27 protein-coding genes and 2 pseudogenes are annotated in these 26,188 nt (G+C 62.8%); 24 read left to right on the plus strand and 5 right to left on the minus strand.

Features of this window, described 5'->3' with window-relative positions; all coding sequences use genetic code 11:
* Window positions 1-5 precede the first annotated feature (5 nt).
* Window positions 6-1,472, minus strand: coding sequence for a type VII secretion integral membrane protein EccD (gene eccD / locus YH3_RS11265; RefSeq protein ID WP_007728587.1), 1,467 nt, complete (start codon window positions 1,470-1,472; stop codon window positions 6-8).
* A gap of 235 nt (window positions 1,473-1,707) precedes the next feature.
* Here eccD and eccCa point away from each other — a divergent pair.
* From eccCa to YH3_RS11330, 13 genes and pseudogenes are all read left to right on the plus strand, one after another.
* Window positions 1,708-3,270, plus strand: a pseudogene (eccCa, locus tag YH3_RS11270) (type VII secretion protein EccCa); the annotation flags it as partial.
* Window positions 3,271-3,304: 34 nt separating this feature from the next.
* A complete protein-coding gene (locus YH3_RS11275; protein WP_064443349.1) occupies window positions 3,305-4,672 on the plus strand; it encodes a recombinase family protein in 1,368 nt (455 codons plus the stop codon).
* 520 nt (window positions 4,673-5,192) lie between these two features.
* Entirely contained in the window at window positions 5,193-5,417 is a 225-nt protein-coding gene (locus YH3_RS11280) for a hypothetical protein (protein WP_064443350.1), read from the plus strand.
* Between the two features lie 92 nt (window positions 5,418-5,509).
* Window positions 5,510-7,168, plus strand: a complete 1,659-nt coding sequence (locus YH3_RS11285; RefSeq protein ID WP_193777155.1) for an AAA family ATPase — start codon at window positions 5,510-5,512, stop codon at window positions 7,166-7,168.
* 34 nt (window positions 7,169-7,202) lie between these two features.
* Complete coding sequence (locus tag YH3_RS11290; RefSeq protein WP_154100290.1) at window positions 7,203-7,523, plus strand: hypothetical protein; 321 nt, start codon at window positions 7,203-7,205, stop codon at window positions 7,521-7,523.
* A 111-nt stretch (window positions 7,524-7,634) separates the two neighbouring features.
* Window positions 7,635-7,898, plus strand: a complete 264-nt coding sequence (locus tag YH3_RS11295) for a hypothetical protein (RefSeq protein ID WP_064443353.1) — start codon at window positions 7,635-7,637, stop codon at window positions 7,896-7,898.
* The gene (locus YH3_RS11300) at window positions 7,895-8,209 is read left to right on the plus strand and encodes a hypothetical protein (RefSeq protein WP_064443354.1); all 315 of its coding nucleotides are present in this window, start codon (window positions 7,895-7,897) and stop codon (window positions 8,207-8,209) included. Before YH3_RS11295 ends, YH3_RS11300 begins: the two co-directional genes overlap by 4 nt.
* Complete coding sequence (locus tag YH3_RS11305) at window positions 8,206-8,628, plus strand: helix-turn-helix domain-containing protein (protein WP_064443355.1); 423 nt, start codon at window positions 8,206-8,208, stop codon at window positions 8,626-8,628. Before YH3_RS11300 ends, YH3_RS11305 begins: the two co-directional genes overlap by 4 nt.
* A gap of 20 nt (window positions 8,629-8,648) precedes the next feature.
* A complete protein-coding gene (locus YH3_RS11310; RefSeq protein WP_064443356.1) occupies window positions 8,649-9,209 on the plus strand; it encodes a hypothetical protein in 561 nt (186 codons plus the stop codon).
* A gap of 6 nt (window positions 9,210-9,215) precedes the next feature.
* Entirely contained in the window at window positions 9,216-9,590 is a 375-nt protein-coding gene (locus YH3_RS11315) for a capsid cement protein (RefSeq protein ID WP_064443357.1), read from the plus strand.
* A 16-nt stretch (window positions 9,591-9,606) separates the two neighbouring features.
* A complete protein-coding gene (locus YH3_RS11320) occupies window positions 9,607-10,482 on the plus strand; it encodes a major capsid protein (RefSeq protein ID WP_064443358.1) in 876 nt (291 codons plus the stop codon).
* 13 nt (window positions 10,483-10,495) lie between these two features.
* A complete protein-coding gene (locus YH3_RS11325; protein ID WP_064443359.1) occupies window positions 10,496-10,948 on the plus strand; it encodes a phage protease in 453 nt (150 codons plus the stop codon).
* A 408-nt stretch (window positions 10,949-11,356) separates the two neighbouring features.
* Entirely contained in the window at window positions 11,357-11,866 is a 510-nt protein-coding gene (locus YH3_RS11330) for a hypothetical protein (protein ID WP_064443360.1), read from the plus strand.
* 471 nt (window positions 11,867-12,337) lie between these two features.
* Here the strand turns inward: YH3_RS11330 and YH3_RS11335 are convergent, their stop codons facing one another.
* Together YH3_RS11335 and YH3_RS36030 are read right to left on the minus strand one after the other, a co-directional pair.
* Window positions 12,338-12,823 (minus strand): hypothetical protein, encoded by a 486-nt coding sequence (locus tag YH3_RS11335; RefSeq protein ID WP_064443361.1) that lies wholly within the window; start codon window positions 12,821-12,823, stop codon window positions 12,338-12,340.
* The gene (locus YH3_RS36030; protein WP_193777156.1) at window positions 12,820-12,969 is read right to left on the minus strand and encodes a hypothetical protein; all 150 of its coding nucleotides are present in this window, start codon (window positions 12,967-12,969) and stop codon (window positions 12,820-12,822) included. The genes YH3_RS11335 and YH3_RS36030 overlap by 4 nt, the downstream gene beginning before the upstream one ends.
* A gap of 92 nt (window positions 12,970-13,061) precedes the next feature.
* Between YH3_RS36030 and eccCb the strand changes: the two are divergent.
* From eccCb to YH3_RS11385, 9 genes and pseudogenes are all read left to right on the plus strand, one after another.
* Window positions 13,062-15,515: pseudogene (eccCb, locus tag YH3_RS11345) on the plus strand (type VII secretion protein EccCb); the annotation flags it as partial.
* Between the two features lie 56 nt (window positions 15,516-15,571).
* Window positions 15,572-17,014 (plus strand): type VII secretion-associated protein, encoded by a 1,443-nt coding sequence (locus YH3_RS11350; RefSeq protein ID WP_100245429.1) that lies wholly within the window; start codon window positions 15,572-15,574, stop codon window positions 17,012-17,014.
* Window positions 17,015-17,198: 184 nt separating this feature from the next.
* Entirely contained in the window at window positions 17,199-17,504 is a 306-nt protein-coding gene (locus YH3_RS11355; RefSeq protein WP_003940986.1) for a WXG100 family type VII secretion target, read from the plus strand.
* A gap of 100 nt (window positions 17,505-17,604) precedes the next feature.
* Complete coding sequence (locus YH3_RS11360) at window positions 17,605-17,898, plus strand: WXG100 family type VII secretion target (protein ID WP_003940975.1); 294 nt, start codon at window positions 17,605-17,607, stop codon at window positions 17,896-17,898.
* 290 nt (window positions 17,899-18,188) lie between these two features.
* On the plus strand, window positions 18,189-18,632 hold the full coding sequence (rplM, locus tag YH3_RS11365) for a 50S ribosomal protein L13 (RefSeq protein ID WP_003940842.1): 444 nt from the start codon (window positions 18,189-18,191) through the stop codon (window positions 18,630-18,632).
* The gene (rpsI, locus tag YH3_RS11370; protein WP_007728596.1) at window positions 18,629-19,138 is read left to right on the plus strand and encodes a 30S ribosomal protein S9; all 510 of its coding nucleotides are present in this window, start codon (window positions 18,629-18,631) and stop codon (window positions 19,136-19,138) included. Before rplM ends, rpsI begins: the two co-directional genes overlap by 4 nt.
* Window positions 19,139-19,292: 154 nt before the next feature.
* The gene (gene glmM, locus YH3_RS11375; protein ID WP_007728598.1) at window positions 19,293-20,630 is read left to right on the plus strand and encodes a phosphoglucosamine mutase; all 1,338 of its coding nucleotides are present in this window, start codon (window positions 19,293-19,295) and stop codon (window positions 20,628-20,630) included.
* 111 nt (window positions 20,631-20,741) lie between these two features.
* Window positions 20,742-21,047, plus strand: a complete 306-nt coding sequence (locus tag YH3_RS11380; RefSeq protein WP_064443363.1) for a hypothetical protein — start codon at window positions 20,742-20,744, stop codon at window positions 21,045-21,047.
* An 80-nt stretch (window positions 21,048-21,127) separates the two neighbouring features.
* Complete coding sequence (locus YH3_RS11385; protein WP_100245428.1) at window positions 21,128-22,192, plus strand: hypothetical protein; 1,065 nt, start codon at window positions 21,128-21,130, stop codon at window positions 22,190-22,192.
* A 241-nt stretch (window positions 22,193-22,433) separates the two neighbouring features.
* On the opposite strand, the gene YH3_RS11395 is transcribed toward YH3_RS11385, so the two are convergent.
* The gene (locus YH3_RS11395; RefSeq protein WP_003941000.1) at window positions 22,434-23,273 is read right to left on the minus strand and encodes a dienelactone hydrolase family protein; all 840 of its coding nucleotides are present in this window, start codon (window positions 23,271-23,273) and stop codon (window positions 22,434-22,436) included.
* 112 nt (window positions 23,274-23,385) lie between these two features.
* Between YH3_RS11395 and glmS the strand changes: the two genes are divergently transcribed.
* Window positions 23,386-25,248, plus strand: a complete 1,863-nt coding sequence (gene glmS / locus YH3_RS11400; protein WP_003940837.1) for a glutamine--fructose-6-phosphate transaminase (isomerizing) — start codon at window positions 23,386-23,388, stop codon at window positions 25,246-25,248.
* Between the two features lie 53 nt (window positions 25,249-25,301).
* Here the strand turns inward: glmS and YH3_RS11405 are convergent, their stop codons facing one another.
* Window positions 25,302-25,673, minus strand: coding sequence for a plastocyanin/azurin family copper-binding protein (locus tag YH3_RS11405; RefSeq protein ID WP_003940908.1), 372 nt, complete (start codon window positions 25,671-25,673; stop codon window positions 25,302-25,304).
* 38 nt (window positions 25,674-25,711) lie between these two features.
* Between YH3_RS11405 and YH3_RS36655 the strand changes: the two genes are divergently transcribed.
* A partial coding sequence (locus YH3_RS36655) for an NAD(P)H-hydrate epimerase (protein ID WP_238592554.1) occupies window positions 25,712-26,188 on the plus strand: 477 nt, incomplete at its 3' end.

Below are 26,188 nucleotides of genomic sequence, written 5' to 3' on the forward strand. Positions count from 1 at the left end.
ATCGCTCAGAGGCCACGCATGAGCGCGAAGAGGCCACTGACCCAGCAGATCAGCGGAACGATTGCTGCAATCGCAGCGAGGTCCAACAGCTCGGCAGCGCGTCGCATCACGGGGCTGAATGTGTTCTGGGGGGCGAGGATTCCCAGAACCAGTGCCAGGAGGAGAACGGTCATCGTGATGGCGAAGACGACCAATGCATGGTCGCGATGGGTCCATGCCATGTCGCCCAGGAGAACGAGAATCACCGAGATGCCTGCCGCGATGAGTGGCACAGCCTGCTGTGCGCCCGCGTAGGTGCGCCCGCGAAACATCAGCACGACGGCCGTCGCGAATGCGAGAGCAAGATTCGGCCAGACGATCCCCTGACCAGGCCAGGACCACGCGAGTGCGACGGCAGCGACGAGCGCGACCACTGACGTGGCCACGATCAGCCCGGTCAGATAGCTACGCGCCCGCCCTGCCCTTTCCGCCAACTCGGTCAGCCCGGGTAGTTCGGGTTCGGGCAGTCCGTCGCGGTCGTCGTCGAGGGGATTACTCGGCGTCGGAACAGGAGGAAGCGGTAGTCGCGCGAACAACATCGACAGTCGAGCGGTGAACGTGAGAACGATCAATGCGGCGGCAATCACCGCGCCGCTGACGGTCGCGGTGCGCGCCTCGGGAAGCGTGGTAGTGACGGCAAAGGTGCCCACCGCCGCGAGAAGGACGACGAGAAGTGCTGTGAAGACAGCTAATCCGGCGCCGCACAAGCGGAAGCAGATCAGAGTTACCGCAGCGGCAGATGCCGAACCGAGAAGCAGATGAGCCGAAAGAACAGTGCCGGGCACGCAGAGTGCGCCGGAGACGAACGCCAGTGGCACCGAAGCGCATCCGAGCGTGACGGAACTTCCAGAGTCTCCGTACACCCGCGCTGCCACGACGGCGGCGACGGTGAGCACCAAAGACGTCACTCCGCCGCAGACGGCGCCGATCAGTCCCGTGTCGCCGAGGACCAGGGCGAGGGCCGCGACGAGCGCAGCGACGAGGGCGGCGGTCGAGCCGACAATGCGCGCGGTGACCGGAGTCCAGCGTCGGTAGACGTCCGCATCCGTGGCCGCGACGGTGTACATGATGTCGTCGAAGAGTGGGGGCGGGGCAGCGGTGTCCGAGGCCTCGAGTACGAGCAATTCTCCATCGCGGATTCCGTGCTCGTGCAGCGACAGCGTCGGTGCCAGCGGTGCCCTGCCGACTTTCGACAGAGTCCAGTCGACGGGCTCGAATTGTTCAGTGGTGTGGTCGAACTCGTTGAAATTGCTGTGGTTGACAATTGTGTCCACAATGCCCGGAATGACCACGGTGAGTGGAACACGAAGCGGCACCGCAAGATCCACCTGCGAATGGGCTGAAAGTACCGTCAACCTGCACAGTTCGGCAGAATGACTCGCGCCTCGTCCGTTTCCGGTGTTCGCAGCGCTGGTTGTAGTGGTGCTGGTCAAGATCTGTCCCCTCCCATGACGCGATTCCCCCTTCGCGTCACCCCAGTTCACCCGAACAATACGACATGAACTGCGTGCCCGTATCGGAGACAGCGCCGACAACAGGTGGCACCGACCCGAGTGTCGGTGTTGTGATCTACTCTCTTGCAATTGCGCGAGTACGCCTTGGGGGGCCGGCGGTAGTCGGACGAGGCGCCTGGCGGCAACAGCTGCAGCACCGATGGGGGTGGGTGAATTGAGCACTGTCAGATTTGCGCGTCGAGCACGCCGTGAATCGCCGCGCACACCGGGCGGCGAGGTGACGCTTCAGGCCCCACCGGAGATACCTCGCGTCACGCCGGGAAACCTACTGACCAAACTACTTCCGGTGATCATGGTGGTTGCCATGATCGGCATGGTGGCGCTGATGTTCTCTTCCGGCATGGCGCGCAATCCGATGTCCCTGCTGTTTCCGGTCATGATGATGGTGTCGATGCTCGGAATGCTCGCCGGGGGCGGTCGTAGCGGTGGAGCAAGAGCGTCCGAGGCGAACGAGGACCGCAAGGACTACCTCCGGTACCTGGATCAGATGCGTAGTGATGTTGCTGCGACGACTGGTGCGCAGCGTGCTGCTCTCGAGTGGAGCAATCCCGAGCCGTCGCTGCTCTGGACACTGGCCGGGACTGTGCGGATGTGGGAGCGTCAGATCACCGACTCGGACTACTGCCACGTTCGGGTAGGTCTGGGTACACAGCGATTGGCCACCAGACTCGTGTCTCCGGAGACCGGGCCGGTCGAGGATCTCGAACCCGTCGCTGCTGTCTCACTTCGGCGATTCGTCCGTGCACATTCGGTTGTGCAGGACCTGCCGACCGCCGTCTCGCTTCGCGGATTTGCTGCGATGTCCATCGAGGGGCAGAGAGATTCCGCTCGTGCGCTTGTCCGCTCGATGTTGATGCAACTGTGCACATTCCACGGTCCGGACACGCTCCAAGTTGCGGTGGTGTGCGGTCCCGATACCGAATCCGAGTGGGAGTGGGTCAAGTGGCTCCCACACGCGCAACACCCGCAGTCTCAGGACGCCACCGGCACTGCACGCATGGTGTTCGGTTCGTATCTCGAATTCGAAAGTTCCCTCGGGGAACCGCTTTCGATGCGTGCTCGATTCGCTCGCAACACTCCAGCCAGTGCGGGCGTTCCGCATCTCGTGCTGGTCGTGGACGGTGGCTTGTTCGAAGGTGACACCGGCCTGTTGTCCGAATCCGGGCTCGACTCGGTGACCGTCCTCGACCTGTGCGGGTTCTGCCCGCGGCTGGTGGCGACGCGTGGTTTGCGACTTGTCGTCAGTAGCGATCAGATCGGCGCGGTGAGCAGCGCAGGAGTTGAGAACTTTGCGAGGCCTGACGCTGCGACGACGAGCCTGGCGCAGGCGTTCGGCCGTCGCATCGCACCGTTCCGTGCGGCATCGCAGAATGCCGTCGACGCAGCTGACGACGACCGATCCCTTCGGACGTGGAGCCAGATGTTGGGGATAGGAAACATTGCGAGGTTCAATCCTGAGCATGGCTGGCTTCCACGTCAGGGACGCGACCGACTCCGCGTGCCGATCGGTGTCGGACAAGACGGAAACCCCGTCGAACTGGATCTGAAGGAGTCGGCCGAGAACGGTATGGGTCCGCACGGGCTGTGTATCGGAGCCACCGGTTCTGGCAAGTCGGAGTTCCTGCGAACCTTGGTGCTCGGCCTGATCGCGACCCACTCTCCCGACGCACTGAACCTCGTCCTGATCGACTTCAAAGGTGGTGCAACCTTTCTCGGAACGGTAAGTCAAGTGGGACGCTTATGCTGAATCCATGCGCGCAGCGATCTACACCCGAATCTCCAGTGACCAGACCGGCGAAGGGCTCGGCGTCAGTCGTCAGCTCGAGGACTGTCAGGCACTAGCGGAATCGTTGAATTGGGAAGTAGTAGAACACTTTTCGGACAACAACATTTCGGCTTACTCGGGCCGTGTCAGGCCGGGTTTCGAGGCCATGCTCGACGGAATGAAGAACGGGCAGTACGACGCGTTGATCTGCTGGCACCCCGACCGATTGCACCGGAACATGAAAGACCTCGAGCGATTGATCACCTTGGCCGACGAGGGCGGTATCGAATTGCGCACTGTGCGGGGTGGAAATTTCGACTTGTCGACCCCCACCGGGCGCATGATTGCCAGTGTCATGGGAGCAATTGCGCGGCAGGAATCCGAACACACGAGTGAGCGACGCAAACGTGCCAACGAGCAGAAAGCGGCGTCAGGCGTGTGGAGCGCCTCGCGCAGACCATTCGGCTACTCACCATCGGGTGAGCCTCACGAGCCCGAGGCGTCGGCTGTGTCCACAGCGGCAGCTGACGTGTTGGCAGGTACGTCGTTGCGGCAGGTTGCGCGGGAATGGAACCAAAGTGGCCTACGGACAACCCACGGCGGTATCGAGTGGCGCGCAACGAGTGTGAGACGAGTGTTAGCGAACCCGCGCTACGCCGCCTTGGTCGTGCACCGTGGCCGCGTCGTGGGTGCAGGTAATTGGAAACCGTTGATCGACCAGGACTCACACCACGCGTTGCTTGCGTTGTTCAACGATCCGAGCCGCACAAGCGCCGTGTCGTTCGAGCGCAAGCATCAGGGGAGCGGGGTCTACCGATGTGGTGAGTGCGGCCAACGTCTGATCCTGCACGTGGCCACAGGCGGCGTTCGGTCGTACCGGTGCCCGCAGCACCATGTGCGCCGCCAACTCGCGGCCCTCGACGAATACGTTGACGCCCTCGTGATCGGTCGACTGACAGCACCCGACGCACAGTTGGTACTCGACGAGCCCGAACGGGATCTACCCGCCATGCAGATCGCTCGGGACGGGTTACAGGCACGGGCAGACGAGTTGTCGTCGTTGTTCGCGGAAGGCGCTATCGACGGTTCTCAGTTGCGCCGTGGCACGTCCGAGCTAAGGGACAAGATTGCTGTCATTGACGCTGAACTTGCCGCCGCGCGGATGGTTTCACCGCTTGCCGACCTCGTGTTGACCGGCGACCAGTTGAGTCGACGGTGGGCTGAACTGTCACCGGATATCCGCGGCAAGGTAATCGACGCCCTGATCACGGTGACCGTACACAAGTCGCCCAAGGGCCTGCGACGGTTCGACCCGACGTACGTCGGTATCGGTTGGAACACCGCCTCGGAGTAGTTCGACACGGCGTTCTGCACCGATGGACACGACCACCGTTGGACACAGCTTGCACGTATTTGTGTCCGTCGGTGTCCCTCGGTGGTCTACCTGGGGAAATGCAATGTCCGTCGGTGTGTCCCTCGGTGTCCGTCGGTGAGCAGTTTTCCGGCACCGATGGACACCGAGGGACACCGATGGACATCACCGACGGACATAACAAAAGACCAGGTCATTAACCGAGGGACACCGACGGACATGTTTGTGCGTGAAGCTGTGTCCATCGGTGACAAGGTCCGACGGTCGGGGGAGCGGTGTAAAGGGTCAACGGTATGCGTCGAGCACAACCCGTGAGTTGTGTTGTAACGCAACAGCTTGCGGGATTCCCATGTGATAGCGTTGCAATTGTTCAACTCACACGCCCCACATGGGTGCAGGTCCCGATGACCCGTTTGCACCGCCCCGACACCGTTCCCCGACCAGTAAGTGTGAGCGCGGCCCGACAGTGCCGCTGGTAAGAAACTGTCGAGGAAGTCTCGCCGTGTCCGCCACGTCGACATACTCGAGGAAATCACGCAGCATTGCGGGCACCTTGGGTCGAACCATCCAACACCATCCCGACGCCGACGTTTCGGATCTAAGACGTGACCTCGCAGCCTCACGGATCGAAGATCACATAGCGGCGCAACTGGCCAAGGCACCGCCGTTGACAGCCGAGCAGCGCGAGCGAATTACCGGTCTGCTTCGTGGCAGTGCCAAGGGATGATCGCAAAAGAAAACACGCCCACCGGTATGGCCACCGATGGACGTGAAGGCAATTCGAGTTCTGTCAGTGACCCTAACATAAACGCGCACAACGTGTCACGCCTGATCGGGCTCGACAATGTGGCCGAATACGGCAAGGTTGCCGTGCGCGGGAAACTGATACGCCACACGGTCTACGTCGTCGAGGGCGGTGCCGACACCGTTGCCGCACTTGTCGCCGCCGGGATCCTGGCCGTGTCGGTGCCGCAAGGTTGGGCCGCCGCGGGATCCGTTGACTGGTCTCCGTTGGCACTGCACCCGTTGGCATTTGTGATTCCGATGGATCTCGACAGTGACGAGGAATCTGCGGTAGCCGAAGCAACCGCCGGCATACGCGCCCGGCTCGGTCTCGACACGGCACGTGCCAAGTCTCCGAAGCCAGAACCGTCGACGGTACCCGTTCCGCTCGGTCTCGATATCGCTGCCGAGATACGCAAGCACGGCAACGTCAAGGTCGACGGACTCGACGTGTTCACCCCGACGTTGACACCGAAACGTCGACGCCGCCCGATAACCCGCATGTCGGATCTTCCCGAGTCGACGCCGACTCGGTGGGTCTACAAACATCGGTTGCCACGTGGCCACGTGAGCACGCTCGTGGGCGACGAGGGTATCGGTAAGTCGCTCTACTGGGCGATGCTCGCTGCGCCCCTCACGCGCGGTGCGGGGTGGCCTGAGATGGGTTTGCCCGTACGCGAGCCCGAGGACGTGATTGTCTGCGTCACCGAGGATTCCGACGGTGATGCAAAAGAGCGGCTGCGGGTGCTCAATGCCGACCTCGATCACGCGTCGGTGATCCCTGCGCACGACATTGATCCCGAGAACCCGGCGTCATTGGTCGAGGACATTGCCGACTACCTCGATTCCGGAAAGCACAAGGTTGCCCTCGTCGTTGTCGACATGTGGTTGTCGACGATCGACGGCAAGGCCGATGTGCAGAAACCAGCCGTGGCGCGGCAGCAACTCGACCCGTGGTCACAGCTTGCCAAGAACCACGATGTGGCTGTGGTTCTCGTCTGCCACACCAACCGGACTCGTGCCGCAAGTGCTCGTGACCGCTACGGCGTGACAGGTGAGCTTCGCAAGGTGGCCCGCATGAACCTGTTTGCGCTCGAGGATCCAGACACCCCCGGCGGCTTGCTCGTCGGGCCGGAGAAATCGAATCTACTGCGTAGTGACACACCGGCAGACCGGTTCGTGATCGAAGCGGTTCGCGTTGCCGAGGCTACCGAGGACACCGACGGCACCGTGCCGAAACTGAACTACGTATGCACGGCAGGGAAGTCGATCCGTGAGCTGGTCGAGAACGACGCCGCCGACGAGTTCGAGGTTATCGAGATGACCGACAATGCCGAGCACACCCTTGTTGCACTCGAAGCGCTCGGTGGGTTCGCGACGACCTCGGACATTACCGAGTACGTGTCCGAAAACTTCACCAAGGGCGTGGCCGGCAAGACGATCACTCGGGCGTTGACGACGGCACTGCGCGCGAAACAAGTCGCCAAGGGTTCAAAGATGGACACCGACAAGCGCGGGCGGTCGATCCCACGGTCGTATTGGTACCTGCCGTCGACGACCCGCTACGACGAGGACGCACGCACATTCACCGCTGTGGGGAATGGACCTAACCCGTTCGCCGCTGCCGACAAATCGCCGCCGAACGGTGAACCTGGGCCATGGACGGCGTTCACTACGCCGTCGAAACTGAAATAGTCGAACGCCGATGACGCAGGAGAAATCAACCGAAATGGCAACCATCACAAAGGGAATCACGACCGATAGCCTGTTCCCGCCGTACACGGTGGTCGATAATTACAGGCGCGCGATCGACGAGCGTCTGACCGAAATGGCGAAGGACCGAGACACGAAACGATTGGCCCGGACTGTCGAGGCAGTCGTGACAGTTGTCGACGCCGCCGACGAGACGGTGAGTGTCCCCAGATTTCTCGACACGATAGATCCCCGTTTGCACCCGTGGTTGCTGGACGCGATTGCGGTCACGGTGGCGGCGGGCGCGATCGAGACAGTGAAGACCCGCGGTCACGGCCCGCGCTACCAACGCCCCTGACAGCTCGACGGGTCCATGTGACGGCAGCTCATGGACCCGCATCAACGATCGCCACAGCCACGCAATGCCCCGCGGCTCGTGTCACCTACCGACCAAGGAGCACCAAAAATCATGACTGCAATAACGCTGACAATGGCCACCGTCCAATTCGACAACGCCGCCGAGCTGTACGTCCGAGACCTGCTCACTACGTACGCCGCTGGACTTACGGTGGCCGAGGTAGCGAGACGCATTCGACTTGCCGCCGCCGGTGACAAGTGGACGCAGGACGCAGCGCACCGAGCCCTCGACAACCTCATACGATCCGGTGCCGCCGAGCACGTTCAAGTCGGCCCGGCGCGCGTAGTGCGCCTCGTCGTCGAGGTGACTGAATGAGCGACAAAGAGACCAACGAGACCACCCGGCGCGCGGCCGCTCGACTGTTGATCCAAGACAATGGCCGCCGGTCAGCCGAGCTACCTGAGACCGCCGCCGAATACGCCGCGCGCGCTGATCGAATCATCAAGACAGCTGCGAACGGCGACACCCTCGAGGATTTACTGCGTGCAGTTCTCGACGTGTTGGCCGAATCGGATAGCGCCGCCGCCACTCTGCGACTGTCACAGCGCGCGCTCATGGCTGAGTATGCAGATGGTGACGTGTTGCTCGACGAGGTACTTGGCCGGCGTCCAGGCGGTGACCGTTGAGCGCGCAGCCGCTCGTCGGCGTGTACCTCGACCCCGCCGATGCTGGGTTGCTCGTCCGATTGATCGACGACTATTCGAGCCACTTGCGCGGCAGTGTCGACGGTCGGGCTCTCGGCAACCGAGTCGTTGCTTTGCGGGCCGAGCTCGACCGAGCTAACGCGCGCGTCAGTGCTCGACCGACAAACGTCAGTTCAAACGTCAGTCCGGTTGGTGCACAGCGTGATACGGCGCAGATTGACGTGTATGCATTCATCGACTCACGGCAGGCCGCCGCCGTCCTCGGCATTAGTCCGTCCGGCGTCCGAGACCTCGCACGCCGGGGCCGTCTCGTTTCGCGTAAGGCCGGGGGTCGATGGGTTTACTCCCTTGCCGACGCCGAGCGGATCGCAGCCGAGCGGGCTCACGGGCTGCGCCGCTGACACCGCTGGCACGGTGGCCAATGCCTAACGCGCAACTGGTCACCGTGCCCGGTATCGAGCTCGTCAAGGTTGGTAGTTGGGATATCTCGACGGGCAAGTGGGACGTGACAACTGAAATGCTGCACTCGGCTGTCGAGGCCGCTGCCAATGGCGTGCTGCGTCGGCCACCGCTCAAATTGGGCCATGACGACCCACGGTTCGACGGTGAGCCTGCCGTTGGTTACATCGACAACCTGCGCGTGACCGCTGACGGCCAATCGTTGATCGGTGACTACGTCGGCGTGCCGCAGTGGTTGGCCGACGTTCTGGCCTCGGCCTACCCGAGTCGCAGCGTCGAGGGCGTTAACGAGGTCGAGGCAGCCGACGGCACCAAGTACCCGTTCGTTCTCACAGCCTGCGCATTGCTGGGGGTTACCAACCCTGGCATCACGAGCATTGCCGACCTGCCCGCTCATTTCGGTGTCGCCGCCAAGGCCGTCACCGCCACATTCACCCGCACGGATAACGCGCCTACAGCAATGGCTGTGGCGCTCGCAGCGGCACGGCGCAACCGTCGTGGCCGCGTCAACGGAAGTAGGTAACGGCCCATGGCCAACGACATTCAGGTTTACGCGCCCGGGGCGCACGTCACCGGGCAGGCCACCGCGCCGGTCACCAAGTCGACGTTCGTCGCGGTGTCGGGAAATCGAATTGCCAACGGCGGCAACGTCGCTGTGGCAACCGCTACGGCGGCCGGCCGATCGTTCGGGGTCGCTGCGCACGACGCCGCTACCGGCGAACTGGTCACCATCCACCGCGCGGGCACCGTCCGAGTCCTCACCGCCGGTGTGCTGGCTGCGTTCGACGAGGTCGAGGTCGGAACAACCGGTAAGGCCGTCAAGCTCGCTGCCGGTCGCGCCGTCGGCTACGCGCTGACCGGTGCCGCCTCGGGCGCACTCGCTGAAATCCACCTGTACGTCTGATTAGGAGACACAACCCATGGTCAATCCGCTTATCCCACATCTCGAAGGCCGCCTGCTGACGGTCGACGTTGTCCTGAGACAGCCGACGATCCTGCGCGACCGAATCGCCCACCTGGCCGACGCACAGCTGCTCATGCCCAAGTTCTTCACGAGCCTCGGGGCACCGGTCGAGGGCGGCGGCATTCTTTACAGTGTCGCCAAGGCTTCCGATTTGTACGCCTCGGGTATCGAGAAGCGTTCGCCCGGCGCAGAGTACGCCGTGGTTGACGGTGTACAGCCCGAACCCAAGCGGGCAGTGGTCGAGGACTGGGGTGGCCGTTTCCAGATACTCGACGAGCACAAGGATCGCAACGACGTGAGTTACGTCGACAACCAGACGACGCAGCTCGCCAACAGCGTCGTTGCCAAGGTCGACGCGGCTGCCATGGCTGCTGTGATCGAGGCCGATGTCGACGACCTCGTGGTTAGTGCACCTTGGGACACGGCGATTCTCGACGGCGCGACCCCGACGGATCCCAGCGAGCGCCCCACCGGATCGCTGGCACAGGCGCTCGAAGCATTCGAGGTTGACGAGTTGGGCATCGTCCCGGACACGCTGCTCACCTCGCCTGCCGAGGCTCGTGTGCTGCGAACCCTGTACGGCAAGGACTTGGCCGACGTGCTCGAATCGTTCGGTTTGGAACTGGTGAGCAATGCACGCTTGGCCGCCGGATCCGCATACGTCGTGCAGGCCGGGGAACTCGGGGCCGTTGGTTTCGAGAAGCCGCTCACCGTCGAGATTTACGACGAGCGGGCAACGCGATCGCATTGGTGCCAGACGTACTGCGTGCCTGCGTTCGCAGTGGAGAAACCGCATGCCGCTAAGCGTCTAACCGCACTCGCTACCCCGTAAGGAGGACAGAACCGTGGAACTGACATTCAACGACGAACAGACCACCGCACTGCTCGAGGCGCTCGGCCTGGCAGCGGACACCGCCGACGTGGCCGTGATCCTCGCGGCCATTGCCGACTTGGCTGTGGCAGAGAACGCGATCGCAGCAAAGGCCGCGGGCAAGGGGTTGACGCTGATCGACGCCGCGCAGCTTGCAGCCCTCGAGCTGGCAGCCGAGGAAGGCCGGACCGTATCGGCTGCGGCGGCCAAGGCAGTCGTCAACGGTCACGTCGACACAGCGATCCGTGAGGGCAAGCTGCCCCCGGCCCGACGGGACCACTGGGTGAGATTGATCGAGGCCGACGCCGCTATGGCCGACGTGCTCGCGTCTGCACCGGTGGTGATCCCGGTGACCGAGGCCGGGTACGGCAACGCTGTCGGTGGCCATGACGGTGCCGGTGACGAAACGTCGCCTTGGTTCCGCTGACCGCTGCCCTGGCAGAGTGAACGGCCCCGACACCGAAAGGTGCGGGGCCGTTCTCGTTGGCTCATATCGGATGGGCCGGGTTCCCTAAAACGAGTCCCACGATACCGACGCAGGTTGATCCACCGTGCAGGACAAGGCTGTGACCTGGGGTTATCTGCCTGGGGTTGGCATTCGCCCTGGTCAGGGTACCGGGGCCGTCTGACGTGTACGTAAAAAAGGGCAGTAGCAACCGTGGAGGAGCTGCCGCGTACCCCCCACCCTCAGAAAACCGCAGGTCAGAGCGTTATAGCTGTCGATTGTCTGGTCGTTGGTCAATGGGAGCGCCGGCCGACGTTGGTCAATGGGAACGCCGCTGACCGTTGGGGCATTTGCCGGTGGATATCGGTGGTCAATGGGAGGATTGCCACCGTGACTGACATAGATGATTTCGACACCTCTGCCTACCAGGACAACATTGAGCGGCTCGTTGGTGAGTTCAAGGTCAACCAAGATCAGATCGAAGGGTTGTTGCGCAAGACGAAGTTGGACAGTCGACGGGCCGACCTCGAGGAGCTTGCACGCAGCGCCGGGACGTACCTCGTGACCATTGCGGGTGTGCTCGACCAGTTCGACAACCTTCACGGTGAGATCGACGAGCGCAACGACCCCATCTCTGCGGCAATGAAACTGCGTGAGTTGTTGGATCCGAACAACGACGAGCACCGACGACTGCCCGGCATCGCAACGACAACCGACGGTCGGGTGGCTAGTGCAGCTCGCACGGAACACGGCGCCCAGAACGACGTGCAGTTGTTCGTCGGGGAACGTCACGAGCTGACTATCGAGCTCACACCGCAGAACGCGCGACAGTTGGCCGTCCACCTGTATCAGGTGGCCGACGCACTCGACAACGAGTACCCGAACCGCCCGACCCGCTGACCTAGCCCCAGACACGACAATGCCCTCGTCCGAAGGAGCACAACGGACGAGGGCATTGAGCCTGATCCCGCAAAGGGAGCACCGCCAAGCATCACCAAAACGGTGCGCGGTAAGTGTATCAACGTGGGTTTCCTCGGGAGTGGCAAAGGAGTTGTCACACTGACACATTGGCCGATCGGAGCACCCAAGGGTGCCGGTGTCGATACCCCACCACCGGATCCCACGGACCAGTTCCCCCTAACCGCGTCGGGCCAACACCGGTAGCCACGCGTCGAGTGACGGCGTGGCTGTGTCGGACTCTCACAGCGTCTGGCCAGACACCGCAGTGAGAGCGCCCCCACCGGTTCGGGGGATAGTCGAGCACCGGGCCACGCTGGTTTGCGTCGGGTTGTGGCAGAGACGACGTGCAACGATCACGGAACGTGGCGTGCAGAGCGCAGGCCGGTACGTTGACCGGCCTGGCTCAACAGGTCACGGTCGGGGAGCGGTGACCTGTGGCAGCGGGTCGAGGACGGCGGTGTAGTGGATCCGCGCGCCGTCGTAGAAACTCACAGTGAGCGTGAGGCATTCGTCGCCGTTGTCGTAGTGCAGGCCGTCGAACTCACCGCGCCACGAACCATGCTCGACGGCAAGGCTTTCGGCGTGGCTACGGATGGTCGTCATTACGGCGTCGAGGGTGAGCACGTGACCTAGGTCGGTGCGGTCTCGACCGTGCACCGTCATGACGGTCAGGCGGTAGCGGTTGATCGTTGGTGTCGGTGCCGGGTGGTTCGCTTTGACCTCGTCGAAACGAGTACGGGCAGCGATGTAGTCGCCGGTGTGCACGTCGCCCCACATTCCAGCCAAACCCATATCGGTTGCAGCGGAATACGCTTCCATCTCGTTGATCAGCTGCCACCACAGGACGGGCTGTGACTGGGCAGGTGGCGTGTCGGGGTGTTCACTGTGTCGGTTCACGAGACGTACCAACCGAGAGTGACGACGACGCGCAGAATGCCGAATACCGCTGCGTACGCCGCGATCATGAGAGTGATGACAATGACGCCGAGCAATGGCTCGAGGCGGTTGTCAGGGGATGACGATAGAGTGGTCCTACGGTTCACAGCGGTTTCCGTTCCGTTGGTGGGCCGAGGCCACGCGCCGGTGTTGGTAGCACCGAACGTGGCCGCTCGTTTATGCAGAGCGTCTAATTCGTACATTCCTCGGCCTCGAGGAGGCACCGCATGTTGCTGCGATCATCACCAACCTTGCCGAGGAATTGGCGATGGTCGATCGTATGAAGGACGCGCTCGCCGGCGAAATGAATCGTCGACAAGAACTGTTGCGTGCGGCAGGAAACTTCGCAAACGTGTCCGATTACGAGAGGGCGAGGCTGGCCGGCGCTGCACTCGATCCGTTACCGGCACTCTTCGTGGTCGTCGACGAGTTTTCTGAACTGCTCAGTCAACAGCCGGAATTTGCCGAATTGTTCGTGGCCATCGGGCGATTGGGCAGGTCACTTCACATTCACCTGCTGCTGGCCAGTCAGCGACTCGACGAAGGAAAGCTTCGGGGTCTCGACAGCCATCTTTCGTATCGCGTCGGGTTGAAAACGTTCTCGGCGAACGAGTCTCGTTCCGTCCTCGGCGTTCCCGATGCTTATCACCTTCCGGGTACACCCGGTGCGGGATACCTGAAGTCCGATTCTGCTGAGATCGTTCGCTTCCAAGGTGCGTACGTGTCAGGCCCGTACGAGGGCGAGCGGATCGTGCCCACTCGATTCTCGGTCGATTCCCCCGTCGAACTGGCGCCGCTGCCGTTTACCGCGAAGCCCGTGATCGGACCAGAGGCCGTTGTCGTTCCCGTCGAGCCCGACGTCGTCGACATGGGTGAAATCGGTGACGATGCACGTACTCTCATGGGAGTCCTCGTAGACCGCATGCGCGGTCACGGTCCACGTGCGCATGAAGTGTGGCTCCCGCCGCTCGAGTCATCTCCGACGCTTGACCAGTTGTTGCCGCGGTGGGCGACCGGTGATCAACCTCGCGGAAATCTGAGCGCACCCTTCGGCATAGTCGACAGGCCGTTCGATCAGCGCCGCGATCTACTCGTCGCCGATCTCAACGGATCGACTGGCAACCTCGCGATTGTCGGCGGCCCGCAGTCGGGAAAGTCGACGGCGTTGCGCACGTTGATCTTGTCTCTGAGCATGACGCACACGCCGGAACAGATTCAGTTCTACTGCCTCGACTTCGGCGGTGGAACGCTCCTCGGATTGAAAGATCTGCCGCACGTCGGATCGGTGGCAAACCGCTTGGATTCCGACCGCGTCCGGCGCACAGTTGCCGAGGTACTCGGTGTGGTCGCCAAACGGGAGCGACTGTTTCGTGACCTCGGCATCGAATCGATGGCCGATTTCCGTAGATTGCGAACAGCTGATCCCGCCGGGGAAGGTGAGGCTGCGGGACTCCGAGAGGACCCGTACGGTGACGTCTTCCTCGTCGTCGACGGTTGGCCAAGCGTTCGTTCGGATTTCGAATCACTCGAGCCCCAGATCAACATGCTCGCCGGTCAAGGTTTGTCCTTCGGTGTACACGTGATCGTCACGACGTCGAGGTGGGCCGAGATCCGGCCGGCACTCAAGGATCAACTGGGTACTCGCATCGAACTTCGTTTGGGTGATCCGGGAGATTCGGATGCGGGTCGCCGGAAAGCCGGCCTGGTGCCGGAAGGTCGACCGGGTCGTGGCATCACTCGCGACGGACTCCACCTTCTCACCGGACTACCTCGAATCGACGGCCTACCGGGTAGTGAGAACTCGAGTACGGCTGTGGTGGCGACGGTCGAACGTATTGCAGCCATGTCGAATTCGCGTCCGGCACCCACCGTGCGGATGCTCCCGGATTTCTACTCGCGGGCGGAACTTCTCGAAGCTGTCGGGACCCGGTGGCCCTCAACGAGCGCGGCCGACGGTCGGTGCCTCACGGTGCCGATCGGGCTCGGTGAGACCGACCTCGCCCCGGTGTACATGGACTTCCGGGAACACCCGCACCTGTTGATATTCGGCGACACCGCGTGTGGGAAGACATCTCTCTTGCGTGGAATAGCCGAAGGGATCATCGCGTCGAACACACCGGCCCAGGCCAAGCTGATCATCGGTGACTATCGGCATTCCCTGCTGGGCGTGGTCGAAGGGAATCACCTCGGCGGGTACTCGGCGTCGTCGACGACCTTCGGTGAATTGATGGTCGACTTGGCTCGGATCGTCGCTGCCAGAATGCCGAACGCCGAAACAACGCAGCAGCAATTGCGGGAACGGTCGTGGTGGAGTGGGCCGGAGATTTACGTACTGATCGACGACTACGACCTTGTGGCCACACCGAGTGGAAATCCGGTGGCGCCGTTGCTCGAATACATTCCGCACTCCAAGGACATCGGTTTGCACCTGGTTATTGCCCGCCGTTCCGGTGGTGCGGCCAGAGCACTGTACGAGCCGGTCATTGCGAGAATTCGTGACATGGCGCCGGCCGGATTGATCATGAGCGGAAGCCGTGACGAGGGAAATCTCGTCGGCACTGTCCGCGCGTCGGCGATGCCGGAAGGCCGTGGGGTCTACGTTTCCCGCTCGCAAACCCAACTTGTCCAAGTTCCGTGGATACCACCGCTGTGACCGCTCCGTCCGCAGTGTCGGTCTCGTTACATTGGGGTGCATCGAATATCTGGGTCGTGTCGGGTCAACGCGAATTCTGTTGCAGTGCAGACCTCAGACGCGAACCGGCGTCGGGCCCCGGTGCGGCCGGTGAGAATGCGATCGATTACATCGACGACGATTATGTCGACGTGGATGGTCGGGTTGTCCCGACAGTCTTGGAGGTGGCCAGGCTGATCTCCAGTGCGATGGACGGGTGCGGAATCGTCGACGCAGACATTCTTCATCTCAGTCATCCCTCGGATTGGGGTGCCCCACGCAGGCGGCGATTGCTCGATGCAGCACGTCGAGTGGCGTACGACGTCGGGCTCGTTCCGACGTCGATCGCGGCGGCGAGGTCGGCTCATACGGCTTGGCGATCGCGGTGTGTCGTCCTCGAACTGCGAGGCGGAACGGTGGTCGCTTCTGTTGTCGCTGAGGTCGACGGTGAACTCCGAATCGACGGAACACAAAGTTCGGAGATCGCAGACGTTGCGGGGTTGTTTTCCGCAATCGGGGATCTATCGGTTCGGGACGCTGTGGTGTTGGTCGGGCCGAGCTCTCATGCTGTTGCGGCTTCGCTCGAACGGGGGGCGACGAATGTTCACGGCCACGCGAGCATCCGAATTCTGGACGAGAGCCGGGTGGCTGCGTCTCTGGTGGATCCTCAGACGCTCGTTCGCCAGACAACCGCGCGGGACAGTTCGGGACGAATCGTCGACAATTCGGCTTTTGGCGCCGGGTGGGTAGGCGATACGGATGGCGCGAAGTCGATTCCTGGCGCGGACTCGAATGCCTCTTCGCCGCGTCGCGTCGGCGGGCGGCGAAGAGGCCGTCGATGGTTCGCGGCGGCGCTTGCGGTGGTCGCCGTCGCCGGTGCGGTCGCAGCAACGGTCGTGGTGTCCACTCGCGATCGAGGCGATTCTCGGTTGGCGGGGTCGGTCGCAGCCACGGCGGAAGTCGAAGTCGAGATCGTGGAGGCGTCGAAAGAGCAGGAAACGCCTGCACCGAAGACTTCGATCTCGTCGATCGAGTCCGGGGCCACGCCGGAACTTACTCGTGTGGACGTGGGAAGCGTTGCGGCAGAAGTGCCTTCCGATTGGAAGCTTCTGTCGCGAGGGACCTCGAGCGGGCGTACCGATTTGGTACCCGGTTCGGGTGCGGATCGCAAGATCGTGGTCATCGAGAAACGTCTTGCGGAAGGTGTGGGATTCGATTCCGTCGAAGCTGTTTTGCGTCAGCAGTTTTCGACGTTCGAGGACCCATTGCGGTTCGCAGAGTTTGCTGTGCTCGACGATGCCGCAGGAAAACGGGCAGTGGTGTACGTCGAGTTTCCGGACGATTTCTCCGAGGTGCGTTGGCGCGTGTACGTCGACAACGGACGGCAAGTGAGTATCGGCTGCCAGTATCTGGTCGGTGAGTGGGGCAGTCTCGAAGCGGACTGCCTGCGGATGTGGCAGTCGGTCGAATTCACACCGTGACCGGATCGGTCGGTTCTGAAAATATTCTTCGGTCGGGCCGGAACCGTTGGTACGAAGGTCGCGTCAAAGTATGTGTAGCGCACATCAGGGAGTTCCGCTCGACCCCGGTGCACATCCGACGGACAAAGCCCGTTGTGTGTGATCGCCGATACCGAACGGTACTCACCGAATCCAGGGGGACGACATGGGCTTTACCGCAACTACCGCTGAATTGATCGATTCGGCGGGGACCATCGACGGACATCTCGGTGACATCAGGGGGCTGGTCAACGCTGTTCGGTCGGAGGCCGACGCTTCGCACAATTCGTGGAACGGTGCGGCGCAGGTCGAATACGCAGGAATCATGGAGCGATACAACAGCGCGGCCCTGAAGTTGGACACAGCTCTGACCGACATCTGCGAGCAGATCAAACAGGCCGCGGGAACCTTCGACTCGACCGAAGACGACAACGTCAGCTCGCTTCGCGGCGCGACGGTGAACATGTCCTGACCGCCAGCTCTTCATCGTCCGATCAAGCAATCCTCAGCCAGTAGTTCTCACAAGTTAGTTCTCACAAGTTCTCTCCAGTCACACCGAACCGGGAGCAGTTATGTCCGACAGGATCAAGTACGACTTCGGCGGCCTCGCAATGCTGTCCGATCAGATGAAACAGCAGGCCAAAGCGATCAACGACAAGCAGGGTGACATCAAGGTCGTCGTGGACAAGCTGCAAGCAGGCTGGGAAGGGGCAGGTTCCGAAGCGTGGAACGACGCACAGCGTCGCTGGGCCCAGGCTTCCGAAGAACTGAACATGGTTCTCGCGCAGATCGCCGGAGCGACGGCGAGCGGCTCGGAGAAGATGCAGGAAGCTGATCGGATCGCCGCAAACGGATTCGGTCGCTGACAACATCCCATGCCGTGATGACACCCCGCCTGCCCCGGTACCGTCAGGTTGCCGGGGCAGGCGCATGTCGATCGCTCGCATCGCTGTGCTGGACGATGATGCTGTTGGCAGGAATGGCTGCGCTTTGACCTGGCAGCGGGTAGACCGGTATCGTCTATCGGTGGCGTGCCGTAGGGCTCCGGCAGAAATGCGTGGAGACCGGCGGTTCTCGGGTCTCAACTGGCCGCCGAGGATCGTTTACGCGATACGCACATGGTCAGCAGTGGAATGAATTAAGACGAGGAAGATCTGTGTCTACGTACACCCCGAAGGCCGGAGATGTGACCCACACGTGGCACGTCATCGACGCCACTGACGTGGTGCTCGGCCGTCTTGCCGTTCAGGCAGCGAACTTGCTGCGTGGCAAGCACAAGCCCACCTACGCGCCGCACATCGACGGTGGTGACTTCGTCGTCATCATCAACGCAGAGAAGGTTGCCATCAGCGGCAACAAGCTGCAGGGCAAGAACGTTTACCACCACTCCGGATTCCCGGGTGGCCTGAAGTCCCGCACTGTCGGTGAGGTCCTCGACAGGACTCCCGATCGTCTCGTCGAGAAGGCCATTGTCGGCATGCTCCCCAAGACGAAGCTCGGCCGCGCAATGAGCAGCAAGCTCAAGGTTTACGCGGGCCCGAATCACCCCCACACCGCGCAGCAGCCGGTGCCGTTCGAGATCAAGCAGGTCGCACAGTGACATCGCCGGAAGAGCAGAACGTGTCCGAAGAGAACATCGAAGCAGTGGAAGAGCTTGTCTCTGACGCAGTCGAGGTCGTCGAAGAGGTTGCTGCAGCTACGCTCGCACCGATCGTCCTCGATCGCCCGGTCCAGACCGTCGGTCGCCGCAAGGAGGCTGTCGTTCGCGTCCGGATGGCTCCCGGTACCGGTCAGTTCAAGCTCAACGGTCGTACGTTGGAGGACTACTTCCCCAACAAGGTTCACCAGCAGCTGATCAAGGCTCCGCTGGTGCTCGTCGAGCGTCCCGAGTCTTTCGACATCATTGCACTGCTGCACGGTGGCGGCCCGTCCGGTCAGGCAGGCGCACTGCGTCTGGCTATCGCGCGCGCACTCATCGAGGTAACCCCTGATGATCGTCCGGCCCTCAAGCGTGCAGGCTTCCTGACGCGTGACGCCCGCGCGGTCGAGCGTAAGAAGTACGGCCTGAAGAAGGCCCGTAAGGCATCGCAGTACTCCAAGCGCTGATGCTTTGCCGAGGTTGACCCGACGGGTCTGCTTCGGCACCTGTTCACCACAAGAGCGGGCGTCCATCGTTACCGGACGCTCGCTCTTGTGTTTCTCGGAGAAATTCCCTTCTCGAGTTCCCTTCTCGAGGTTCACAGGATTCAGGAGTCGTTCTATGGGTCGGTTGTTCGGTACTGACGGTGTTCGTGGACTTGCCAATTCGGATCTGACTGCAGATCTTGCATTGAGATTGGCAGTTGCCGCGGCGAGCGTACTGACAGCCGATACCGCGGACGAACGTCCGACCGCCGTGATCGGCCGCGATCCTCGCGCCAGCGGTGAGATGCTTCAAGCCGCGGTGACCGCAGGATTGAGTTCCGCGGGTGTCGACGTGCTCGACGTGGGTGTTCTTCCGACTCCGGCAGTTGCATACTTGACGGCAAAGCTCGACGCCAGTCTCGGTGTCATGATCTCTGCATCGCATAATCCCATGCCGGACAACGGAATCAAGATTTTCGCAGCCGGTGGACACAAGCTCGATGATGCTGTCGAGGTGGCGATCGAGGATGCACTCGACGGCACTGCACCGCCCGTCCTACCGACAGGTGCCGGGATCGGCCGCGTCCGTACGGTCGACGACGCCGCTCAGCTGTACCTTGCGCATCTGGCGAGCGCGGCGAGCGAGCCACTCGCTGGACTCACCGTTGTGGTCGACTGCGCCAACGGCGCTGCTTCCGCGCTCGCACCGGTTGCCTACGCGGCAGCTGGCGCTCGCGTCATCGCGATCAGCGCCGATCCCGACGGCCTCAACATCAACGACGGCTGCGGATCGACGCACCTGGAGAATCTTCAGAAAGCCGTAGTCGATCACGGGGCGGACCTAGGCCTCGCGCACGACGGCGACGCCGACCGTTGCCTGGCCGTCGACGAGACCGGAGCGGTGGTCGACGGTGACGCGATCATGGCAGTTCTGGCGATCGCGATGAACGACGCCGGCGAGTTGGTCGAGAACACTCTCGTCGCGACTGTCATGAGCAATCTCGGTTTGCACATCGCGATGCGCGAGGCCGGTATCAACATCGTGACTGCTGCCGTAGGTGACCGCTACGTTTTGGAGGAACTGCGCGCGGGCGGATACAGCCTCGGCGGCGAGCAGTCAGGCCATGTCGTGTTGCCGGCGTTCGGCACCACGGGCGATGGGATTCTCACCGGCCTCCGGCTGCTCGGACGCATGGCTCGCACGGGTAAGTCGGCATCCGCACTGGCCGCAACGATGACAACCCTCCCGCAGGTTCTGATCAACGTGAAGGTCGGGGACAAGGCGACAGTCGCAGCATCGCCGTCGGTACTCGCAGCAGTCGCGGACGCAGAGCGCGTCCTCGGTGACGGTGGTCGCGTGCTCCTGCGCCCGTCCGGGACCGAGCAACTGGTCCGCGTCATGGTCGAGGCCACCGAACTTCCGCTCGCGCAGAAGCTGGCCGACGAGTTGGCCGAGATCGTCGGTTCGGTTTAGCCCCCCATTACGGCATTCGCGTTTTGAGGGAACGTAATTGCGCCCTGCTGCGTCCAAGGAGTCAAAGGCCGCTCGACGTTCGAGTGGTTCCGCTGAAACTTGGGAGCGCTCGTGGATGTCGACCGCGCTGGAACAGATGAATTGGCACGCCAAGCGGTGTCGGTGGCCCAGGCTCTGCGCGATTCTGCCGAGCCGATCAGGCGTCTGCGATTCAGCGGTGCCGTTTCGGGCCGTGATTACGCCGAGCATGGAGCCGCGTTGGCGTCGGCATTGGCGGTCCTGAATTCTCGCTTGACTGGCCGTGGGGATCTTCTCGATGCGTTGGCGCGTCGGCTTTCCTCTTCGGCTGAGGTGATCGCTGAGGTGGACGGTCAGGGTGCGCAGCGATTGCGAGACTCCAGCGGGTCGGTCTCATGAGACGGACGAGCGGTACCGCACAGGCAGTACCAAACAGCTACTATTGCGTCGAAGATATTCTTGCACTGCGTGATTCGCGCGTGCGTCCTGACGAAATCCTGGATGCTGGTGCGAGGGGACTGCAGTTCTTCGATCGATTTCACGACCTGGCCTCTCGGTTGGGCTTCGAAGAACGGATGCTTACGTCCTACGAGGATGCGTATCGCGCAGAGGCTGGTATCGATTTCGAGGCACTAATGCGAGATGCGTCGGACATGGCCGCAGCGGTGGACGGTTCGGTCGCCGAGATCGCGATGCTGACGACCCTGGCGGAGAATCTTCCTTCAGTGTGGAATGTTTCCGGCGTGGGTGCGGTCGTAGATCAGGCCTTCGCGGCGCGGCGTGAAGCTCGGTCCGATGCGGATTCGGCGCCACTGTTGATCACGCTGGCCGACGAGTTCGCGCGGACGGTTCGAACGGCTTTGGCAGACAAGGCTTTCAAGGTGGCAAGCCTCGACCGGGCGACAATCGGCGGTCTGGGTGCGGGGGAGATCGACCAGCTGACTCACGTCGCTTCCACCGGTCGTGGTGCGGCGCCATGGCTGGACACGGTTTTTCGTTCGGCGTATCTCGATACTCGCGATGAATTCGACAGGGCGTGTGCGGAGTGCGCGAGCGCGGTTGGTCATGCTTTTGACGCCGCGACCCAGTGGGTGACAGACGCGTTCACGTCAACCTTTCCGATCGCCGAGCCGAGTGCATCAGGTGTCGCCGCCGCTCCTGTCTCTTTCTCGATCGGCGGCAACACTTGGGGCTTCTCGATTGCGTCCGACGGTCGTGGGGTGAGTCTGGATGTTGCAGGTGCTGACGGGAACTCTGTGTCGGCCACCCTGGAGTTGAGCGAAAATGGTTGGCCGAGAATAGTGCTCGATGCCGATCCGGAGATGTCGCTGCACGAGGCGCGCCCGCAAGAAGCGTCCCAGCCTGCGACACTCCAGCCCGAAACTCCCGACCCTGAGATTCGCGAGCACGAGGTGCCGGTCGAAACCACCGCCGAAGTCTCGCCCGTGCCGGACCCGGAGCCGCCTGTCACAGTCCTTGACGGGTCGATCGTGGTCCCCGGCGGAGAGACGGGCGCTGAGTTGGCCGGAGCTGGTCCGCTGTGAAGTCCGTTCACGCGCCGTTCGAAGCGATCCGTCGAACCCTCGATTCTCAACTCGACGACTTCCGTGAGCGCAGAGTGGCCGCAGCGAGCGCGGAATCGCACCAGGAGCCGCCGTCCGAAACGACATCCGCCGAGAATGACACGGATGGGCCGGTCAGGTCCGGCCCGTATCTGCGATCCGCGTCAGAGCCGACGCCGACGCCGCCGTGCTCGCCGCCGGAGTCGGTGGCGAGTACGGACTCCTACTTACGCAACAGCTGGCTGGCCCGCGCGTCGGAGTGAGGTTCGACCGGCAGCAACGGCGCCGTGTGCGGAATCTCGACGTCAGGATCAGCAAAATCCTTGTACTTCTTGTCGCCGGTCAGATGGAACAACAGGAAGCCCGTGAGCAGGCACCGTGTGGCGGCCTGTGTCTTGCGCTCGGATCCACCAAGGCCCAGGGCGCCGAGGAGTCGGCGGCCTTCGATCAGTCCGGCGTCTTGGGCGTCGTTCACGGTACGTGCGATGACAGGACCGCCCCACTCCACGCTCAGCGGCCGGGCATTGCTGGTCAAGGAATCGACGTCGTCTTCGCCGGCGAGGATCAATCCGGGCGCTGTGATCTTCGACGCGTAGTTCTCCGCCTTGGGTGCTGTCGGGGCCGGGAACAGTGCGGCTACCGCACCGACATCCCCGCGCTGCGCTGCGGCCAGTACCGCAGCGCCCGCGCCCATGCCGTGACCGGCAAAGGCGACCCGATCGGGTTGGACGCTGATCTGTCCGGGGCCGAGTCGCACGCCGACGCAGATGTCGAGCGTCGCTCGAAGATCTGCAGCCAATCCGAGATGTGACGGGACCGGACCGCGTTCGCTGTCGGGCGCCGCTGCGACAATTCCCCAGGAAGCGAGGTGCTGGAGTGTCTGCTCGTACTTGTGGGACCCGACCATCCACCCGTGCGCGAAGGCAACGGCGGGGAGATTGAAACCGGTTTCCGGCGTGTACACGACACCCGGCTGTCCGGCCAGGGCGAGGTTGCCGCGGAGAACTCGGTGCGGGCCGCGCTTGGACAGCTCACGGGTCAGTGTCTTCAGTTTCGGTGCCACGGTTGAAGACGTTATCCGATGAGCCGCCTCGTGTATGCGGAGCGGACGCTGCAACCAGGTGCGGGAACCGCAAAATGCGCCCACCGCCGATGTCCAAGTACCCTGAGTCACCATGTGCGGAATCGTGGGATACGTCGGCCACCGCCCAGCTCTGGGCGTTGTGGTGGAGGCTTTGCGACGAATGGAGTATCGCGGGTACGACTCGTCGGGAATCGCGATTCTCGACGGAACCGGTGGGGTCGAGATCGAGCGTAAGGCCGGTAAGTTGGCCAACCTCGAGGCGGAGCTCGGCGAGTACGGTGCGGATCACTTCGTCGGTACGTCCGGTATGGGCCATACCCGTTGGGCGACGCATGGGCGTCCGACGGACCGCAATGCGCACCCGCATCGTGATGCCTCGGGCAAGCTGGCTGTCGTTCACAACGGAATCATCGAGAATTTTGCCCCGCTGCGTGCGGAGCTCGAGGCTGCAGGCGTCGAACTGCAGAGCGACACGGATTCCGAGGTCGCGGTTCACCTCGTCGCCCGGGCGTACGCCCAGGGGCCGACGGCAGGTGATTTCATCGAGAGTGCGCTGTCGGTGGTTCGTCGGTTGGAAGGTGCGTTCACGCTCGTCTTCACGCACGCTGATCATGCGGACACGATTGTCGCCGCGCGCCGCTCGACACCGCTCGTAGTCGGTGTCGGTGAGGGCGAGATGTTCCTCGGCTCCGACGTCGCTGCATTCATCGAGCACACACGCGATGCGGTTGAACTCGGACAGGATCAGGCAGTGGTGATCACTGCCGACAGCTACCGGATCTCCGACTTCGCGGGTAACGAGGCAGAAGGACGCCCGTTCCGCATCGACTGGGATCTCGCGGCCGCCGAAAAGGGTGGTCACGATTACTTCATGCTCAAGGAGATCGAAGAGCAGCCGACCGCTGTCGCCGACACGCTCCTCGGCCACTTCGAGAACGGGAAGATCGTCCTCGACGAGCAGCGGTTGTCCGATCAGGAACTGCGCGACGTCGACAAGGTGTTCGTTGTCGCTTGCGGTAGCGCTTACCACTCCGGTCTGTTGGCGAAGTACGCGATCGAGCATTGGACGCGTCTACCTGTCGAGGTCGAACTCGCCAGCGAATTCCGTTACCGCGACCCGGTTCTCGATCGCTCGACGCTTGTTGTCGCAATCTCGCAGTCGGGGGAAACGGCCGATACGCTCGAGGCTGTCAAGCACGCCAAGGACCAGAAGGCACGCGTCCTGGCGATCTGCAACACCAACGGTGCACAGATCCCGCGTGAAGCCGACGCAGTCCTCTACACGCGGGCAGGACCGGAAATCGCGGTCGCGTCCACCAAGGCGTTCCTGGCGCAGGTGACCGCGAACTACCTCGTCGGTTTGGCTTTGGCGCAGGCTCGCGGAACCAAGTATCCGGACGAGGTCGCCCGCGAGTACGCCGACCTCGAAGCGATGCCCGCATTGGTCAGCAAGGTGCTCGAGACGGCAGAACCGGTGCGCGCGTTGGCGCGCCAGTTCGCGCACGCGTCGACCGTGCTGTTCCTGGGGCGTCACGTCGGCTACCCGGTGGCGCTCGAGGGTGCGCTCAAGCTCAAGGAGCTTGCGTACATGCACGCCGAGGGCTTTGCCGCCGGTGAGCTCAAGCACGGCCCGATCGCCTTGATCGAGGAGGACCTTCCGGTCATCATCGTCATGCCGTCGCCGCAGGGCCGCGCTGTCCTGCACTCGAAGTTGGTGTCCAACATTCAGGAGATCAAGGCGCGCGGGGCGACGACTATCGTCATCGCTGAGGAAGGCGACACCGTCGCCGCGGCGCACGCGGATCACCTGATCGAGATTCCGGCGTCACCGACTCTGCTGCAGCCGTTGCTGTCCACGGTTCCGTTGCAGATCTTTGCGGCCGAGGTTGCCGCGGCGCGTGGCTATGACGTCGACAAGCCGCGTAACCTGGCGAAATCGGTTACGGTCGAGTAGCTTTCGCTAGAAAATCGGGCCCCGCAGTCGCAAGACTGTGGGGCCCGAGCGCGTTACGGCGTCTCGACGACGACGGTTCCGCGCATCTCGGGATGCGGTGTGCAGGTGTAGTCGTAGGTTCCGGGTTCGGTGAACGTGTAGGTGTAGGTTCCCGATTTCTTGAGCGGACTGCGGAGTTTGCCCTTGGCGTCCCCGAGGCCGTTGACGTCGTGGGCCATCCCGTTGTCGTCGAACACCCACGTGACCGTCTCGCCGACATTCACGGTGATGGACGCGGGGGAGTACGCCATCCCGGAGATGGTCACCACGGGTCCGCTGGCCGTCGTTTCCGGAGCCGGTGGTGTGGAGTCGGTGCCGGAACTGCACCCGACCAGACCGAGAGCGAGCACGAGACCCGCGATTGCCGGGCGAAGACGTGATTTCATGGTTTCGAGGGTAGCGACGGCAACTGAAGGGTTCCGACATGCGTGGGTACTACACAGCCGATCAGGTGCGAGCAGCTGAGGCGCCGCTGCTCGACAAGCTGCCCGACGGGGTGCTGATGCGTCGAGCGGCGTACGGTCTTGCGCGAGTAGTCGCGGACGAATTGCGTTCCCGTACAGGGTCGGTCGCGCATCGGTCGGTGACGCTGCTGGTCGGTACGGGCGACAACGGCGGTGATGCCCTGTGGGCCGGTGCGTTGCTCCGCAAACGAGGTGTGAGCGTGCGGGCCGTGTTGCTCGATCCGGCGCGCGCTCATCGGGCGGGCCTCGATGCTCTCTTGAAGGCCGGCGGCCGAGTCGCCGCCGAAGTCGGGTCGCCGGATCTGGTGATCGACGGCATCGTCGGGATTTCCGGGCACGGCGGTCTACGGCCTGACGCGGCCGATCTCGTCGGCCAGGTGGATGCACCGATCGTGGCGGTCGATCTTCCGAGCGGCGTCGACGCGAACACCGGCGCA

The sequence above is a fragment of the Rhodococcus sp. YH3-3 genome, assembly GCF_001653035.1.
In the GTDB taxonomy this organism is placed as follows: Bacteria; Actinomycetota; Actinomycetes; order Mycobacteriales; family Mycobacteriaceae; genus Rhodococcus_F; species Rhodococcus_F qingshengii.

Coding starts and splice junctions, on each gene's coding strand:
- YH3_RS11275 (WP_064443349.1), top strand. CDS start 3,305: ATGCGCGCAGCGATCTACACCCGAATCTCCAGTGACCAGACCGGCGAA.
- YH3_RS11290 (WP_154100290.1), top strand. CDS start 7,203: ATGGCAACCATCACAAAGGGAATCACGACCGATAGCCTGTTCCCGCCG.
- YH3_RS11295 (WP_064443353.1), top strand. CDS start 7,635: ATGACTGCAATAACGCTGACAATGGCCACCGTCCAATTCGACAACGCC.
- YH3_RS11300 (WP_064443354.1), top strand. CDS start 7,895: ATGAGCGACAAAGAGACCAACGAGACCACCCGGCGCGCGGCCGCTCGA.
- YH3_RS11310 (WP_064443356.1), top strand. CDS start 8,649: ATGCCTAACGCGCAACTGGTCACCGTGCCCGGTATCGAGCTCGTCAAG.
- YH3_RS11315 (WP_064443357.1), top strand. CDS start 9,216: ATGGCCAACGACATTCAGGTTTACGCGCCCGGGGCGCACGTCACCGGG.
- YH3_RS11320 (WP_064443358.1), top strand. CDS start 9,607: ATGGTCAATCCGCTTATCCCACATCTCGAAGGCCGCCTGCTGACGGTC.
- YH3_RS11355 (WP_003940986.1), top strand. CDS start 17,199: ATGGGCTTTACCGCAACTACCGCTGAATTGATCGATTCGGCGGGGACC.
- YH3_RS11360 (WP_003940975.1), top strand. CDS start 17,605: ATGTCCGACAGGATCAAGTACGACTTCGGCGGCCTCGCAATGCTGTCC.
- glmM (WP_007728598.1), top strand. CDS start 19,293: ATGGGTCGGTTGTTCGGTACTGACGGTGTTCGTGGACTTGCCAATTCG.
- glmS (WP_003940837.1), top strand. CDS start 23,386: ATGTGCGGAATCGTGGGATACGTCGGCCACCGCCCAGCTCTGGGCGTT.
- YH3_RS11405 (WP_003940908.1), bottom strand. CDS start 25,673: ATGAAATCACGTCTTCGCCCGGCAATCGCGGGTCTCGTGCTCGCTCTC.